The 16,910-nt window shown below is 33.9% G+C and carries 17 protein-coding genes; 4 read left to right on the forward strand and 13 right to left on the reverse strand.

Annotated elements, in window-relative coordinates; translation table 11 throughout:
- Positions 1-37: 37 nt before the first annotated feature.
- Positions 38-571, reverse strand: coding sequence for a hypothetical protein (locus BC961_RS14735; protein WP_170151313.1), 534 nt, complete (start codon positions 569-571; stop codon positions 38-40).
- Between the two features lie 98 nt (positions 572-669).
- Here BC961_RS14735 and BC961_RS14840 point away from each other — a divergent pair, with 98 nt between their 5' ends.
- Positions 670-1,188, forward strand: coding sequence for a hypothetical protein (locus tag BC961_RS14840; protein ID WP_245980909.1), 519 nt, complete (start codon positions 670-672; stop codon positions 1,186-1,188).
- A complete protein-coding gene (locus BC961_RS14845) occupies positions 1,154-1,675 on the forward strand; it encodes a helix-turn-helix transcriptional regulator (RefSeq protein WP_245980911.1) in 522 nt (173 codons plus the stop codon). The genes BC961_RS14840 and BC961_RS14845 overlap by 35 nt, the downstream gene beginning before the upstream one ends.
- 43 nt (positions 1,676-1,718) lie before the next feature.
- On the opposite strand, the gene BC961_RS11395 is transcribed toward BC961_RS14845, so the two are convergent.
- From BC961_RS11395 to BC961_RS11450, 12 genes are all read right to left on the reverse strand, one after another.
- Complete coding sequence (locus BC961_RS11395) at positions 1,719-5,171, reverse strand: DEAD/DEAH box helicase family protein (protein WP_121925977.1); 3,453 nt, start codon at positions 5,169-5,171, stop codon at positions 1,719-1,721.
- Between the two features lie 37 nt (positions 5,172-5,208).
- On the reverse strand, positions 5,209-5,571 hold the full coding sequence (locus BC961_RS11400) for a Fic family protein (RefSeq protein WP_121925978.1): 363 nt from the start codon (positions 5,569-5,571) through the stop codon (positions 5,209-5,211).
- Between the two features lie 64 nt (positions 5,572-5,635).
- Positions 5,636-6,130, reverse strand: a complete 495-nt coding sequence (locus BC961_RS11405) for a type II toxin-antitoxin system death-on-curing family toxin (protein ID WP_121925979.1) — start codon at positions 6,128-6,130, stop codon at positions 5,636-5,638.
- 2 nt (positions 6,131-6,132) lie between these two features.
- The gene (locus tag BC961_RS11410; RefSeq protein ID WP_121925980.1) at positions 6,133-7,185 is read right to left on the reverse strand and encodes a DNA-binding protein; all 1,053 of its coding nucleotides are present in this window, start codon (positions 7,183-7,185) and stop codon (positions 6,133-6,135) included.
- A 179-nt stretch (positions 7,186-7,364) separates the two neighbouring features.
- Positions 7,365-7,781, reverse strand: coding sequence for a hypothetical protein (locus tag BC961_RS11415; protein WP_121925981.1), 417 nt, complete (start codon positions 7,779-7,781; stop codon positions 7,365-7,367).
- Positions 7,782-8,156: 375 nt separating this feature from the next.
- Positions 8,157-8,702 (reverse strand): hypothetical protein, encoded by a 546-nt coding sequence (locus tag BC961_RS11420; protein WP_121925982.1) that lies wholly within the window; start codon positions 8,700-8,702, stop codon positions 8,157-8,159.
- A gap of 11 nt (positions 8,703-8,713) precedes the next feature.
- A complete protein-coding gene (locus BC961_RS11425) occupies positions 8,714-9,877 on the reverse strand; it encodes a restriction endonuclease subunit S (protein WP_121925983.1) in 1,164 nt (387 codons plus the stop codon).
- The gene (locus BC961_RS11430) at positions 9,877-11,430 is read right to left on the reverse strand and encodes a class I SAM-dependent DNA methyltransferase (protein WP_121925984.1); all 1,554 of its coding nucleotides are present in this window, start codon (positions 11,428-11,430) and stop codon (positions 9,877-9,879) included. Before BC961_RS11430 ends, BC961_RS11425 begins: the two co-directional genes overlap by 1 nt.
- 394 nt (positions 11,431-11,824) lie before the next feature.
- Complete coding sequence (locus BC961_RS11435; protein ID WP_121925985.1) at positions 11,825-13,099, reverse strand: relaxase/mobilization nuclease domain-containing protein; 1,275 nt, start codon at positions 13,097-13,099, stop codon at positions 11,825-11,827.
- Positions 13,084-13,479, reverse strand: a complete 396-nt coding sequence (locus tag BC961_RS11440) for a plasmid mobilization protein (RefSeq protein ID WP_211331318.1) — start codon at positions 13,477-13,479, stop codon at positions 13,084-13,086. The genes BC961_RS11435 and BC961_RS11440 overlap by 16 nt, the downstream gene beginning before the upstream one ends.
- Positions 13,480-14,157: 678 nt before the next feature.
- On the reverse strand, positions 14,158-14,415 hold the full coding sequence (locus BC961_RS11445; RefSeq protein ID WP_121925986.1) for a hypothetical protein: 258 nt from the start codon (positions 14,413-14,415) through the stop codon (positions 14,158-14,160).
- Positions 14,416-14,546: 131 nt separating this feature from the next.
- Complete coding sequence (locus tag BC961_RS11450; RefSeq protein ID WP_121925987.1) at positions 14,547-14,963, reverse strand: helix-turn-helix domain-containing protein; 417 nt, start codon at positions 14,961-14,963, stop codon at positions 14,547-14,549.
- Positions 14,964-15,134: 171 nt separating this feature from the next.
- On the opposite strand from BC961_RS11450, the gene BC961_RS11455 reads away from it, so the two are divergent.
- Entirely contained in the window at positions 15,135-15,986 is an 852-nt protein-coding gene (locus BC961_RS11455; protein ID WP_121925988.1) for a hypothetical protein, read from the forward strand.
- An 11-nt stretch (positions 15,987-15,997) separates the two neighbouring features.
- Positions 15,998-16,837 (forward strand): hypothetical protein, encoded by an 840-nt coding sequence (locus BC961_RS11460; protein WP_121925989.1) that lies wholly within the window; start codon positions 15,998-16,000, stop codon positions 16,835-16,837.
- Positions 16,838-16,910: the final 73 nt, after the last annotated feature.

Below are 16,910 nucleotides of genomic sequence, written 5' to 3' on the forward strand. Positions count from 1 at the left end.
GGGAAGCTGCTTGTTTAAAAGCTTTTTCCAATAGTTTCTATTTTATATATTTTACTAATTCTGCTTTGAAGGCATTATATTCTTCTTGAGTTTTTAACCCAAGATCTAATTTGTCTTTTGCTTCCTTTAATGCCTTTAATGCTTCATTGCTGGTCATCCCAAAGGATATAATTTCTCCAGTCTCAATTGCATTTTCAACCATAATCGAATAGTTTGATAAACCTGTAATGCCTTTTGTTCTAAAAGCAACGGAATATCCAGCTCTTTTATTTCCTGTAACGAATATCCTTTTGATTTCGCTTTCTTGTCCACTGGCTTGCACTAAAAGAGGAGTAATTGGCAATAAAAAACCATCACCTTCCGTAATAAAAGCAAATGTCTTATTAGATGAAGGTACGCCTATTTTTATTCGATCCCCAATTTTATAAAGTGATCCATCCTTACTAATATAAGTAGTGAATTCACCTCTGCTTGATGATGCCAAATCACTAAATTTAATTTCCTGGCCAAATACATTTCCATTAAACATAAAAGTCAAAATCCCTGCGATAATCATAATTTTCTTGTACATACTGTGTTCTTTTTAAATTAGATTACAAATTTATTTTCTAGTGGTGCAGTCTATTTGCATCGTTTGTATTTATATTTACTTCATCAAACTTTATAGCCATGGCCGTCAATAAAAATGCACTTATTCGTTTTCACGCTTTAGACAAATGCTTTAGTAATTTTGGGAAACAATTTTATTTAGAAGATTTGTTAGCGTATTGTAATGCTGCTTTGTACGAGTTGAATCCGAATGCGGAAGGCATAAAAAAACGTCAGCTTTTTGAAGACATTAAGTTTATGGAAAGTAGTCAGGGATGGTCTGTGCCGCTAGAACGAATAAAAGAAGGGAGGAAAGTGTATTATCGCTATGAAACGCACGATTTTTCTATTAACAAGCAACCCATGAATGAAGTGGAGGCCGAAAAATTGAAAGCTGCTTTGTTGGTTTTGTCCCGTTTTAAAGGGATGCCACAGTTTGAATGGGTAAATGAATTGATTTTGAAATTACAAGAAGCATTTAAACTGCAATCGCATGATCGAGAAATCATCAATTTTGATGCTAATGAATATCTAAAAAACATTCATTTTCTGGGTGATTTGTTTAATGCCATACTTTACAAAAAAAGTATTACGAGTTGACTATCAATCTTTTAAAAGCGAGGCTGTAACTAGTTTTGAAATTCATCCGTATTATCTAAAACAGTATAACAATCGTTGGTTTTTGATAGGCAATAGAGTTGAATTTATGAATTTGACTAATCTGGCTTTGGATAGAATTGTTTCTTTTACTGAAGTTGATAAAATATATGAGATGACTGTTATTGATTTTAATGAGCATTTTGATGATGTCATAGGTGTTTCTATTCCTCAAGATGGTACGGCTACAAAAATCACCCTGCATGCTGCAATAGATTTAGCTCCATACATTATAACCAAACCCATACACGGATCACAGAAAAACATCACCAATGATGAAACTGGTTTTACTTTTTCGATAGCCGTAATTCCAAATTATGAATTGGAAAAATTAATTTTGTCTTTTGGAGAAGGTTTAAAAGTAATGGCTCCCGATTCTTTTAAAGCAATTATCAAACAACGATTGCAAACGAGTTTAGCTAATTATTAGCTTCGACCTCGCTCAGCCTCACAACAGCAATAGTTACCTTAGATTAAGCAAACCCAGCATTCTCATTTACCTGATTAAGGACTTTAATGATTTTAAACACTTTATCCTCTTCAGGAAAAATACCAAAAATACCGTCACCGTGATTTTCATTGAAAGGTGCCTGCGTTAATAAGCTCTTTTCGATTGTTCCGTTTTGGTTGAGGTAGGTGATCATTTTTTGAATAAATGTAATTTGATTGGCATTCAAATTCCCTTTAGAAATAAAATTGGCAAACAATTGATTGGAGACTTCTATGTCTAAGCCAATGATATTTCGAACGAACTTTCCTAAAGGCTGTTCGCCATATTCTTTGGTAAAACGATCTTTACTTTCTAAGGCCTCTTTTAATAAAAAATCTTCCAATACTTCTAATTCGTTTTCAGTAATGGGTGAATTTTTGTACAATTTATCAATAACCAAATGGGATTTGTTTTTTCTAATAAAGGCTTCTACACGGTCTTTATAGCTTTGTAAACTTGTGTATGTTGCCATTATATCAACTTCTTGCACACTATCTAAATCGAGTTCGTCTGTAAAAGACGTGTATATAGGATCAAGTTTCTTTTCATCTTTTAGAAACTGTAGTAACTCACGAATCTCTTGACGAATCTCCTCTAACTGTTGTTCATTAACGGTACTCCAAAATTGTTCGTTTTGTATTTTTTTAATGGTCGTAATTTTGGATTGTACGGCCGGGATATTTCGTTTGGTAAACAACATATTTGCTATGGTGAATATGTTTTCTATATGTTTTACCTGGGCTTTGTTTCCGGTAATTAATGCCAATTGTAGTTTATAAACCAACAAGTCAAACCGTTTGGCAAACTCATCTTTATCCTTGTTGTAATCTACTAAATGAGATAAGTTATTTTGAATGTTGAGGATATCGCCTTGAATAAGATTATTCCAACGTTCCCTATTTTTATATTCTTTAACATATCTCCAATGTTTGCGCACTTCAAAACGACTGTCATCTAAATGATCTACCAATTGATGTAAATCGTCTGTAAATTGGATTTGGATATTATCTTGCTCAGCTGTTGGATCTTCTAACAAGCGAACTGCCATCACAATTTTAAGTTTTGTATTAAAAGTTTGTTGCGATAATGAAAGACTCGTTTTCTGTGTTTCGCCATCTGGATTATCACCGAAATATTCAAAATTTCCACAGAAATCAAAGAGTAGGAAATATTCTTTGTCTTTTCCTGGTTCGAAAATATCAGGGCATAAGCGCGTTCCACGCCCAATCATTTGCCAGTATTTTGAAAACGATTTTACCTCTTTGAAAAAAACTAAATTCAATACACGTGGTGCATCCACACCGGTATCCATCATGTCAACAGATACGGCTATTTGTGGGTCTTTTTCATCTCCTTTGTCAAAACAGAATTTCTCCAGAAGGTCTTGTGCTTTTTCTTCGTAGTTGTCAATTACTCTTAAAAAGTTCCCTCCATACTGCGGATAATTTTTATTGAAACGCTCCTCGATAAACACGGCATGTTTATGGTTTTTAGCAAAAACAATCGTTTTACCTATTTTGTCACCACCAGCTACTTTCTGACCATTAGTCATTAAATAATCTAGTACTTTATCAATGGTATCATTATTATACAGCCAAGTATTGATTTGGTTTTTATTTACATTTACTACCTCATTTTCATCGCCAAATTGCACACCGAAAATTTCTCTGAATCTTGTTTTATCAGCTTCAGAAAGATCCTCATAAACAATTCCTTCTCTAGGGAATTTGAGCGGTATCTTAAAGGCATGTGGTGGTTTTAGAAAATTATCTGCTACAGCTTTATTTAGCTCGTAAGCATAGGTTGGGTTATCATCTTCAATTTCGAATAGAGAGTAAGTATTATGGTCAATGTCCTTTTTTGGAGTTGCTGTTAATCCTAGTAGGATACTATCAAAATAAGAGAAAATGGATTGATATTTTGAATATACTGACCTGTGGGCTTCATCAATGATAATGACATCAAAATGGCCTACTCCATAAAACCGTTCATCCTCGTTTTTAAGGTTGTCAATTTTATTCAAGATTGTCTTGTAGGTAGAGAACACTACTCTAGTACCATTATCCTCTTTTTCTTTGGTTAAATCAATTGCCGACAAATGGGGTAAATGTTCTTTAAACGCATTTTTGGCTTGGGTTACTAGGGCTGTTCTGTCAGCTAAAAACAATATTTTCTTTGCCCAATTGCATTTGGTAAACATATCTACCATTGCCGCAGCGGTTCTTGTTTTTCCGCTGCCTGTCGCCATTACCAATAACGCTTTTCTACTTTTCCCTTTTAGCCGATTTTGGTGATTTGTCACCATACTTTCGGCTACCCTTTGTATCGCTTCCAGTTGGTAGTACCTTCCCGCAATATCGGTATTGACTCTAAACTCTCGCAAATCTGTACGATTGAATCGTCTTTCTATTAAAAGTTGTAGCTCTTCTTTGGTATAAAAGCCTTGCACTTTTCTATCTGGGTAAAAAGTATCGTCCCAAAGATGGGTTTCAAAACCATTACTGTAAAAAATAACAGGACGCTGCCCTGTACTTTTTTCTAAACAATCCGCATATAAACTGGCTTGATGTTTTCCTTTTGCGGCACTGTGGATTGTGCTTTTGGCTTCGACCACTGCTAATGGTAGCCCATTGTCTCCCCACAATACATAATCTACAAAACCTTTGCCTGATGGATTGGTGGTTAAGGGCATTCCGATTACTTCAAATTCGATTTCTCGGCCTTCACGAAAATTATCCCAACCGGCTTCTCTTAATAATAAATTGATTAGAATAAGTCGTGTGTTGTGTTCCGAAGTTAATTCCGGAATGGCCTGTTCTACTGTTGTTTCTTGAAAACGAACTTCTTTACGCTCGGCAATGAGTTGTAATTGCTCTTCTAATTGCTTGCGCAAGGAATCATTTTCTTCGGCTAGTTTTTCTTGTAGTTTTAGTGCTTTCTGTGCTTCTGCACGTTCTTGTTCTAGCTTTTCGGCTAGTGCTTGGAGTTGTTTGGTGTTTTTATCGTTAGTGTCTCCGTAGGGAATTACTCCTTCCTCAAAAGCTGGAATATTGGGATTGTTTTCGCTGTAATATTTACTTAGAAAAGTCAAAAAACGAAAACTATTTTTTAACGATTGTAAGGCATCTAAGGCTTTTACGGTTTTGCCATGTGCTGCATTATTACCATTCAGGCGTATGATATCTAGTTCCATCAACATACTTGGTTTAAGTATGTTTTTGAAACTTTCATTGTGGAGTAGGGCTCCTAATTTAGTATCATACGGCAGTTCTAGATCTTCATCGTTTTTGTATAACCAAAACATCGTTTTTTCCAAAGTACTTCTACACAACAATGCAGCGTACCGTGGTGCCGTAAAGGTGTGCTTTTCGGCTTCTACAATCTCTCGGTAGATTTCTGGAAATTCTTGATGTAGAAAGGTAAAATTGCTTTGCATAAACGTATCTTAATAGAGCTAAAGTACTACATTATTTTCAATTTCCTTGAACGATCAATTTATGGAGTATTTCTCCTTGAATACTACGTTTGTATTTTTGGTCTTGATGTGTTGGTATTTCTGGGATAGTCATTTCTATCCATCCTAGTTTTACTAAAGGATCTAAATATTTTTCTCTATTTCTGGAGTGATTTGAGAGGTTTATGTGTTCGAGAATTTCCACTCTCTTTTTTGGTTCGTCTAAAATATTCAGAATAGTCAGAGCTTTATCATTAAGATCATTTTCTATAATTTGAACAGCTTGGTCACTAGCTTGGTCACTAAGTTTTGCTAAGATGTTCTCCCGAACCCCTGTTCCCTTGCTATCAATGGATTTAGCTTGGTCACTAGCTTGGGTCACTAAGTGTGTTTAAAAAGTGACTAAGCTCCTCCAAATTGTTGAAAGAGTCATTCTGATTGATAAATTATAAAAATTGGTAATAATTATCAAGCCCAAAATTCAGCTCGACTGTTTCCTCATTTTTAACTATAAGCTGTAAAGCATTAACTATTTTTAGTTTTAATTCTTCGCTGTAATCTTCATCATTAATTATTGAATAAATAATCTCTAAGAGTAAATTTTTATCGATAATATTGTCAGCCACTGTTACTGCAATATTTTCCATTTCCATTACAAACTTATTAGAAAACACGTCCAAATCATTGACTATTAAAAAGAACAAACCTAAAGCGATAGAAGTTCTTTTATTTCCATCATTGAAGCCATGATTTTTATTGAAAGAGAAGACTAAATGCGTTAATTTTTCTTCAAAAGTTGGATAATAATCATCATTTTGCATATGATATAATGGACTATCTATATTTCCAAAAATTTTTATTCCTGGATTCCCACCTGAAATTTCAATTATTTTATCATGCGTTTTGATAGCATATTCTGAAGTAAAATATTCTAGATCCATGATTATCTGTTTTTTAATCGTTTGAAAACCTCTTTATTTTCTTCTAATCGTGCTTCCAATGACTTGCTTTTTTCGCCTAAAAATTTATCGAAATCTTCGGCACTTACGGCATTTACATATTCTTTAAGTTTTTCATGAAGCGCATCGCGGAATACCATATCACGACTTGCCATTAAGCTTCGTGCTTTTTCTCTTAATGGATTGTAAACAGCTTGTGTTAATTCTTCAAATTCTTTGAATAAAAGATGTGCTTCAGAAAGTGATAATTTCAAACCTTTACTGCTATACTTCTTTTTTAAAAAATCTGCGAAGCCATTTTCGTAACTGGAAATTAGATCTAGGACTTCTGAATACATAGTGTTCCTAATGCTTTCTTTGGTGTTTAATTTTAATATTTGACGGTATTCTTTGGCGTTCTCTTTAAATATACTTTTGTATATCTTATCTGTCAGTTGTGCATATTTAAATTTGTTTTCGGTAATGTAGGTATCTAAAGCATTTGTAAATTCCTGGCGATAGTTGTACTCTCTAATAGCACTAGGTACAAACTCTTCTTCTCGTTGGTTGATATATTTGGTATTTCCGCCCAATTTTTTGTTTAATACATCAATCACAATATCTAGTATTGCAGAACGGAGTTCTTTGGCTTTATCAGAATTACTGAGCAACATTCCTAAATTTAAAAATGCTTTATAGGTAAAAATTCCAAGACTAGGTGCTTTACTGATAAGATCAGTGTTTTCGGGACTTTCGGTTATGTCTCCGACATTGGTGTCGGGGACATTTTCTAGTACAGTTTCTTTAAATTTCTTTAATCGAAGTCCTGCGAATACCTCATAACCACTTTGTATAAATTCTTCTTTGTGATCTTCTAAAATGCGTTCAATTGTGCGTACATCAACCTCAAAGTATTGAGCTACTTGTTGCTTAGTAAAGCGGTATTTTTCTTCAAATTTTATTCCGTAAAAACCAATATTTTTATATACCTCTTGTATTGCTAGGTTATTGTTGAGTATATTTTTTCTATCTATGGACGAATTATTTAAATCTTTCATTTTTTACTTTTTTGAATTGTCGGTAATACATCGAATTATTTAGCTCGTTTCAACCTTTGTCTTTTAGTACGGTGATTTCAAATTTAGCTTTTTTAACTACACTAACCCTCTCTTAAACGCTTTTTGCAATAAACTTTGAAACAATTGCTGGCTTTTTAGATTCCTAGTAGGGTTATCTATTAAGACTTTCCAATTTTCACTATTCTTTCTGCCATCTCAACAATATCTTTTATTGAAAAATTTTCAATTTTATTTTCTGGTAATTTTTGATTCTGATTTCTTCTTCTCAAAGGGTCTTTGTGAATTTCTTCTAAAGCTACTTTCATGTAATGAATGTATTCGCCTTTATCTTCTGAAGAATCTTTTTTGAGCTGTTCAGAGAAACCTACAATTGATTTAGCTAAAACCATTTTATACGCATAATCCTCAATAATGTTTTTTTGTTTGACATATTGATTGGCACAAAATATTGCTCCTATGATAGGAAAGGGAATCAAAGCTATGCGTCCAATTATGATGTGTAATTTGTCTGTCAAATCAGTTAACATCCACACTCCTAAACTAATACCAATAATTATGAATAAGAAAGCACCCAAAATCCAGAATAAAGAAAAGTACCATTTTTTAGCATTTACTAATTGCGTACTAAATGAAGCACTAATACCTTCGGCTGTTTTGTAATTTAATGCCGTTTTTGCTTTGTCAATTAACTCTTTAGCTTCTTCTAAAATCGTTATTCTTTCCGTATTATAATTAGCTAATTTTTGTTTATTTTCTTCTGTAAGTTGTTGTAATTCTCCAATACGGTTGTCTCTTTCTTGAACTTTTAAAGCAAAGGAATTTATGATTTTCTCATTGTTTTTGGCTTCGTTGTAACTTTCAACTATTCCTTCTAAGTTTTCATCAGCCAGTTCTTTTACTTTATCAAGTGCAGTATTTATGGTTTTTAACTTTTCAGAATTACTTACTGTTTATGTTTTAACCTCTTCAACCTCCGCAATTTTTTCTTCCAGTTCTTTGAACTTTTTAGTTATGGCATCTAATTTTTCTTCGACTGAAGTATTTGAATTGCTTGCCTCTTCTTTTATTTCATTTATAAAAATTAATGCTGCTTTAAACTGATTTGTTTGTTCTAAAAGTTCTCTATTTATATCTTGGAAGTGCTCCCATCTCTCTTTATTGTTGCGAACATTGTATTTTCTTAATTCTATTTTTAGACTGTCGATGAATTTAAACAGCGTTTGTGGTGATTCAATATAAGAAAGTATATTTGTCATATGATTTATTATACTGTTTCTTTCCTCTAGTGTCGAGACTTGAATAAAAATATTATGAGATTTTAAGAAATAGGAAACATCTATCAATATAGCATCAAGCCCCAAATAAATACTTTTCCCATTGTATTCATTTTCATTACCAAATTTAGTGTTGTTGAATTGTGAAGAATCAAATGAATTTAATTTTTCTTTGATTTGGTCTCTTAATTTTTGGATTTGTAATACTGATTGTGTTTCCATAGTATTTTTTTTTAATTCAACTCTCCCTTAAACGCTTGCTGCAATAATCCTTGAAACAACTGTTCACTTTTCTCCAAAGCTTCTTGTGCTTGTTGTTTTTGGGCTTCGATTGCTTGTACACGTTCTGCAAATTGGTTTTGGAGGGTGATAGGTGGTAACATAAAGTCTAACTGTTTTAGTATTGCTAAATTTATATTTTTTTGTGCCGCCATTGGTGCTTTCTCCTCAATCATAACTTGTAAAAAAGACATCCAGTTTTGAACATAAATGTTATTTGTTTTTACGTTTGGAACAAAACCAACAACACTGTCTGGAAAACAGGCTTCAAATGTTAAAATTCCAGTCTGAGCAATATTTGCAGCAATCGTAATACATAGAGTTTCTTTTGGCCATAATTTACTTTGTTTTAATCCAAATTCAGAGTAAGTTGATTTGAAACGAGTGATATATCCACCAGAACGGGCAACATCCCCAGTTTGTATTAAAGGATAAGGACCATTTAATAATTCGGGAGCATTGCGTGGTCTATGTTTTGATTTTCCTCGGTCTAACTTTCCAACTTCAGAAAATTGTGTTATTTCCCATTTTTTGCTATTATGAACTGGATCCCCAAACATCTCCAAAAATAAACTTTGCGTTAGCGCATCGTATTTCTCGATGAGTTGTCTGTTGTATTGACGCAATTCATCAGCTTTGTCGAGAATGGCGACTATTTTTTGTTGGGTTGGGAGTGGAGGAAGTGGGATTTCGAGTTCTTTTACGATACCTAATGATATATTAGCTAACGCTGCTCCAACTGCTCTATCTAATAATTGCTCCTTAATAGTAGTAAACCAAAATCTTAAATATTTTATATCTAATTTACTTTTACCGAGAATATTAATACCTAAAATTGCTTGATTTGTCGTTAAATCAATTTTAGTAATAGCAGTTTTTCCAACGGAGCCATACATTGCTAATAGTAGAGTTCCCGATTTAAAGAATCTATTGTTAATTGATTTCAAGGCTTCTATAGAAATATGTTCTTCCGTATATGATATGTAACCATCCTTAGTTTTTTCTAAATCACTAATTTTTGCCCATGGAATATCTCCAACGTAATATTCTAATTTCTTTCGTGAGGGAGTTCCACCACTTTGCATAAAACAAAGTTCTTTTAATGTTACTTTCTCCATTACCTTAACATTTTTTCTAAATCAAGAATCGCTTGTTGTCTTTTGCTATCAATCGCTTTGATATCGGCCATTAGTGTAGCGGGTTTTTCATAGACTACATTGTCATAGACTACTTCTTTGTAACGGTTAATGCTCAGGTCATAATCATTGGCAACAATATCAGCTTTAGGGACAAGGAATGATTTTTGAGTACGGTCTTGGTGGTTGTCCGCTGTTTGCTGTGTATTAATAACCGCCCATTCTGATAGAATTGAAGCAATATCGCTTTTCCCGTTTAGCTCGACTGCAACGCTGTCAGGATTATTGAAAGATTGCTCTAATTGCTCTTCGGTGATTAAAGGGTTGCGTTTATCATCTAAGCTAAAACCATCGGCTTGCATGTCATAAAACCAAACGTTCTCAGTACCACCTGAGTTGGTTTTCGTAAAGAATAGAATAGCGGTACTGACTCCGGCATAAGGTTTGAAAACACCGCTTGGCATAGAGATTATGGCTTGTAATTGCTGGTTCTCTATCAGTTCCTTCCGAATACTTTTGTGTGCGGCACTGCTACCAAATAATACACCATCGGGCACAATCACTGCTGCTCGTCCGCCCAGTTTGAGTTGGCGTAATATCAATGCCAGGAATAATAATTCCGTTTTTTTGGTTTTGGTCACCGCCAGTAAACTGCTTTCCACCTCATCATAATCTAATGCGCCTTTAAAAGGGGGATTGGCTAAAATTAAGGAATACTGACTACTAATGGCACCGCTTTCGCTCAAAGCGCTGTTACCAATAAGCGTTGGGTTTTCCATGCCGTGCAATTGCAAGTTCATGGACGAAATACGCATCATCGATGGATCTATTTCAATTCCGTTGAACATATTCTTGTTGTAATGATTCCGGAAGCTTTCTTCCATAAACCAATCTTCGTGTTTCTCGTGTATGTATTGTGAGGCGGCTACCAAGAAACCCGCAGTTCCGCAAGATGGGTCACAAATTGTATCGTCTTTTTTGGGTTGGGTCATTTCAACCATCATGCGAATGATGTGACGCGGGGTACGGAATTGTCCGTTGGTTCCCGCTTCGGCAATTTTACCTAACATGTACTCGTACAAATCACCTTTGGTATCACGATTGTTAAGTGGTAATTTATCAATTTGCTGTACCACACGGTCTAGTAATTTAGCCGTAGGAATCATAAAAGTTGCGCCTTTGATGTATTCCGTAAAAGCACCACCGTCTTTACCTAGGGTTTTCATAAAGTCAAAAACAGTCACGTCATTCAAATGCCTTTGCGGACGTGTGAATAGTTCAAACATTACTTCAGGATCTTTATCCTTGAAGCTGCTCCAACGCAATTCTTTTTGCTCTGGTGTATAAATAGCTTTATCGGTGGTAACACCAAGCATGTTGGCGCGTTTCTCGATCAGGAGTTGTTTGTCGTCTAGTTGTTTTAAGAAAATCAAATAGGTAAATTGTTCAATTACCGTAAGTGGGTTTGATATTCCGCCTGTCCAGAAGTCGTTCCAGATTTTGTCTATTTGAGATTTTATTTCGCCTGTGATCATTATATAGGGGTATCGTTATTCATTAATAAATTGGGAACTATTCACGTTATTGTAGTATCAAACGACAAACCTAAGGTGTTCGAGTGCAGACAATGTGCATAGTTCGTTATTTTTGTTCAAATATACTTTTTAAACTTCATAAGATAGCTTTAAAAAAGAGGGAGATTATGAGTTTTTCCTAAGGTGTCGAAAATAATTTCGAGCAGAATGTGTAAAACCATAAAGGATATATCTTTTTTTAAATTAAATAAATTAAGTTTTGGCATTAAATTTATTTTTTTGCCAAAACTTAATTATTATTTTGTACCGCTTGCGCAGTGAAATTTGCCCATTATAGTAGTTTTTAGAATGTTTAGGATTGGGCTACGATATCCTTTTTGAATTAAATGTTTTTTCAATTATCTGACAGTCCCTTTCTTTTTTTCTTTCTTCTTCTATTTTTCAGTTGGTTTGGCAAATAATCTGTAGCATATTCTGCCTGAATGAGCATATCTAATACTTTTACCAAATCAGGAATAGTGAGTGAATCTTTTTGCTGTTGAAGGTGATACAATAATGATTCCTTAGAGGGAAGTTTTTCATGACTCTGATTTCTTTTTTCGTCACCAGTTATTTTTAATCCGCAACGTTCTTGAATCGCCTTTGCACTGTATTCTTTCCCTAAACTACTACCATTAAAAACACTTTTAGTCTTGTGGTCAACATAGGTAATACCATAAAGTAGGCCTTCTGCACTTTTTCGAAACACAGTATGGATTCCTTCTTTTTCCAAATATTTTGCCAGTTGGTTTGTTGACATTGTTCGCTCCTTTAGTAGTACAATATCAATTGCGTTTTTTAGCCGTATTTTGTCCGTTATTCTTCTAACTTCATTACGTTTAAATTTTTCTTCTAGAAATTTTAAAGTTGGTTTACTATAAAAATCACTTGCTTTAATTGGAACGCCAATTGGTTTGCCTTGTTCATCCAGAATTCGGTACACCAATCCATTTGTTAAAAATATTTTTGAATTCTCGCTGCCTCGATCAGCCATTACATTATACTGTTTTAGAACTGCATTTAGTTCAGGAATACTTGCGTACTTGTATTGGTTGAGAACTGCATTCAAAACGTTGGATATGGCCTTCTTTGTTTCCATGCGGCCATACTGAATCTTGCCAACAGTAATAGGTTGCAATATAAATTCCTCTTTCTTTTTTCTTCCTTCCGCTTTAACGAGTCCAAAGAGTTCTTCAATTTCTTTACGGGCAGGTTCGGATTTCCGTATTCCCAAATGATGTAAATCAATCCGCTTACCATTCCTCTCAATATTTATGGTTACAACGTGTAGGTGAGGGTGTCCTGCATCGCGATGTTGGTATACTAAATATGGTTGTTTTCCAAAACCGATTTTCTCCATATAACTATTGGCAATAGCTATTAGCTTTTCTTTGGGATGATTTTCTGACGGATCAAAATTTAGGGAAATATGTACACTATTCCGTTTTGCATTTTCGTTTAATTCTATTTGTTTTATAAAACGATTTAGCTTTAAAGCATCACTCATTTTGTCAACATCGACAGGATAGTTTCCTGCCGAGATACACTCAGCTACTCCAACTTTAACTTTGTTCTCATTGTAGTTAAAAATACTGCGGATTGAATGACTAGTTTTTATGATTGTAACCATTTGTCCGAAATTTTTTGAATGTGTTTTTTGATTTCTTCTACTTTGTTGAAAAGGATTTTTTTATCCAGATCAAAGCTAATTATCCATTTCCTGAATTCAGGAATCTGCTGCAAAGTGTGTAGTTTTTTTACAGCCTGATTAATATTGGTTCCAATGGCGTTCAGCTCATTGTGGAGTACTATAGTTTCTTCCATAAAATCGTCCAGCGATTGGTTGCGATAGGTAGTTACAATTGACTTATCGAAAAGGTGCTTTCGGACGTAGTCACTTAATTTTCGGCACGTACTGGCTTTCCATTTGCGTTCAATTCTTGCATATTCTTCGGGAGTTAGTCGTAGCCCGATTATGCGTGTCCTGTTTGAATTTTCGGCTTCCATCATCTATCATTTTCATTGTTTTCAAACTCTTTTCATCCTTTCAGTGTCACTGCCCACGAGTTCCGAGTGTGGGGCAGCAAGATCCGGTTGTTTAACAACCGTTCATCTTGCCAATTGCAGGAACGTTGCAATTTTTTAGCTTTTTAAAGGATTAAGTCTAATTTAAAGCGAATGCTCGAAATAAACAATCATAGCTATATTTCGGCTAGGATAGCACTTCGATAAATGAAAGGAGATAGCAGTACTTGAATCAGTCAGACTGCCCGTAAATTTTTCAAAAGAAAAAGAAAAAAAAGAAAGCAGTAAAAAATTGGATATACATCAAACGGAGTGCTATAAGTCCCGAAGGGTGGCACAGCGAAGAATGAGTGGTGACATTATGGGCTCGCAGTTGATGAATGTCCAATACCTTGGCTGAACTTTTTATGATTTTTTATCGAGATATTTTTAACGTCTTTAAGATATATTAAAGCTGTAGGAATATTTATTTAAGAGGTCTTTGAAAGTGTACGCTCCCTTGTGCCAATATAGAAGAAAAATGTTCCTAAATAATTATTAGATCTTGAATAATGGAGCGTACTTTTTCAAAAGAATATATTTTAATTAATGTTCAAAATTCTGACTGTTTTCAGGAAGGTTTTTGAACATGATTTGAAAAAGATTACAGCAGTCTAAAATCATTTATTCTTTTACTTTAATTAACGAAACGGTGTCGGCAAGATCATGTTCTGTAATATAATCTAAAACAAAAATTTCAACCTCTTTTTTATTGTCGGGAGAAGTGGAAAATGAGTTAAGATAATACGCTGTATTTTCATCTTCAATATGAATAATCTCAGTGTAACCTTTCGAAATTAAAGTGCCTTTTAATTTCAAAACTTTAAGCTCACTTTTATTATCAATTTCTTTTTTAACTCTTAGCTTAATAGTTTTATCCATGGGGTTATTCTTTATTGATGCGCAATCGTAAAATATTGTGAAGTTTTTTTAGATTTACTGTCTATTATACAAACAAAAAAGAGACTTGTTACTGTCTCTTCTTGGAATTAATTATATCTTTTATAAAAGGATTATTTAGCCTTCAATAATTTTTCCAAATACTCAACCTTATCTTTTTCGGCTTGAACCAAACGTTCGTAAAGTTTTTTATTTTCGTCATAAGATTCGATCAACTTTTCTATTGGATTAAAATTGAAGATAGGAGCGAAGGCACCTTGGCCATTACTAGCACTGTTATCGTAAAAATTATTGAAATAATTAATCACATTTTCTTCTGAAAAAGTTTTAATTGCTTCTACAGTTACACCAAGTGCCTTTGCAACTTCTTCAAGTTTTTCGTTGTCTACAGTTTCACTTGCTTCTATATTAGAAACTGACTGTTGACTTATGCCAATTGCAATAGCCAATGCTTCTTGTTTCATTCCTCGTAATTCTCTGATTCGGCTGATATTTCTGCCTATATGTTTTGGTTTTGTTGCTGTGTTCATAGTCCAAAGATATTTAAAATTCTGTCAAAAAAAATGCATTGGTAAAAAACAAGATTGCTTTAGTAAGATACAATTCCCATTAGTTCGGTACGGTACAATCTATTGCTTACTTGCTGTGTATTAAACAAAAATACAATTTTTCGGACTAGTATTAACTAAAAAATTAAAATTATGAAAGCAGTTGACAACGCAGGATTAAAGACAGTTAAGAACATTATTATTGAAAGTATCAGTACAAGTGGTGTTTACTGTTTTGGAGAGAGAAAGAAAAGCCAATCGGTTTTAAATCCTTTTTTAGAAAATAGTTCTAAAAAGGAAAGAAACACCCATTTTTATTTATTGGTTTTAACTGATCAATATATAATTAAAACTGTCTCTGATATTTGTGATGTTGTAAAAAACAAAACAAAAGGTCGCTATACAGTAACGATGTTACTTCATAAAGGGAAATCGGGTAATTACCTCACACCGCATCAAACATTTTTTTATCATGAGGTTTTAACCAAAGGTTATAAAGTGTATGAGCGTGAAAACATGCCTCCGAATATAGTCTTTAATGAGGTTCCAAAGCGTAATGTCGATTATATCCGATCCTATTGGAAAAATAGAAATATAATTGCTGACAATTTTATAAATAGTCAGAACCAAATTGACTTTTTGGAAAGTGCAGAGGTTCACGAAGCTATGATTCATATTGCTGTAGAACAAATCTGTCTAGGACTAATCAACGTATTTTTAGGATATCATCCCAATCATTTTTCACTAGCTTATTTATTTGAAATCTGTGAAATATTCACGCCACTTGTATCTGAAATATTTCCACAAACTACTGTTGAAGATAAAAGACTCTTTGATTTATTAAAAACACATCCAGGTTCACTTCGATGGTTTAAATTGAAAAATTCAAGTAGAATAGATACTGAGCTTCTAGCGAATAGAGGCAAGCTATTCCATGAAAGAGCTTGTGAACTTGTAGAAGCCGAGTTGGAGCGTATTGAGAATCTATATAATAAAGAACTCTAAAAATTTGAACTATGTACCACAATATTTTAACTCAGAAAGACTATCCAAATTATAGTCAATTAAAGAAAATGACCAAACTTTTAATTAAGCTTATTGAGACAGAGGCCATTTATTTCTCACGCCATCTTGAAGAGAAAATCAACATAGGTATTATCACGGTTCTTGTCAGTGAAAATAATCCGCATAATTGGGAAGATATTTACGAGTACGGCTCGAAATTTTTTAAAGCCTATCCTGAGTTTTCATTTCGAGTTTTTAATGCAGATTGGGTAAAGGAGTCGCTCAGAGGTGGAAATATTTTTTTTATCATGCATTGTAGTGAACACGAATTGGTTTACAGTATTGATGAAAGTAGCAGTGTTGTCGTCCTCAAAAAAATAAATGCCAAACGGCTTATAAAGGAGGCTAAAGATACGTTTCGCTTTGATTTTAAAGAGAGTGTGGTTATTGGGCGGGATCGAAACTTTCATTTAAGATGTGAAAATTATACTATGGCAGCTTATAATATACATCATGAAATGCGCTCAATTTTTGTATTTGCCACATGGTTTCTGACGGGAGAATGGATAGGCGAGCACAGTCTAGTAAAACTTCAAAAAGACTTGAGTAAGTTTTCCAGCACTGTAGGCAAGACATTTGACCCAAATAAAGAAGAGGAGTGGTTTGTCTTAGAACAACTGGAAAATGCTCGTGCTTCAATCCAATTCAACGCAGAAATCGAACCAATCAGTAAGAAAACCGTGGAAGTAGCATTTGCAAAAGTGGATTGGGCTGAAAAAGAAGTTCGAAGATTATTTGAGGAACGTATTAAAATAACAAAACAAAAGATTAAAGATCATGGAAGTAAATAAGATTAAAAACTAGAATGAAATACATCATATGTTTATAAAAGATCCCTATACCCTACTACAACGAAATGTTTAG

The organism is Flavobacterium weaverense, from assembly GCF_003688495.1.
GTDB classification, from domain to species: Bacteria; Bacteroidota; Bacteroidia; order Flavobacteriales; family Flavobacteriaceae; genus Flavobacterium; species Flavobacterium weaverense.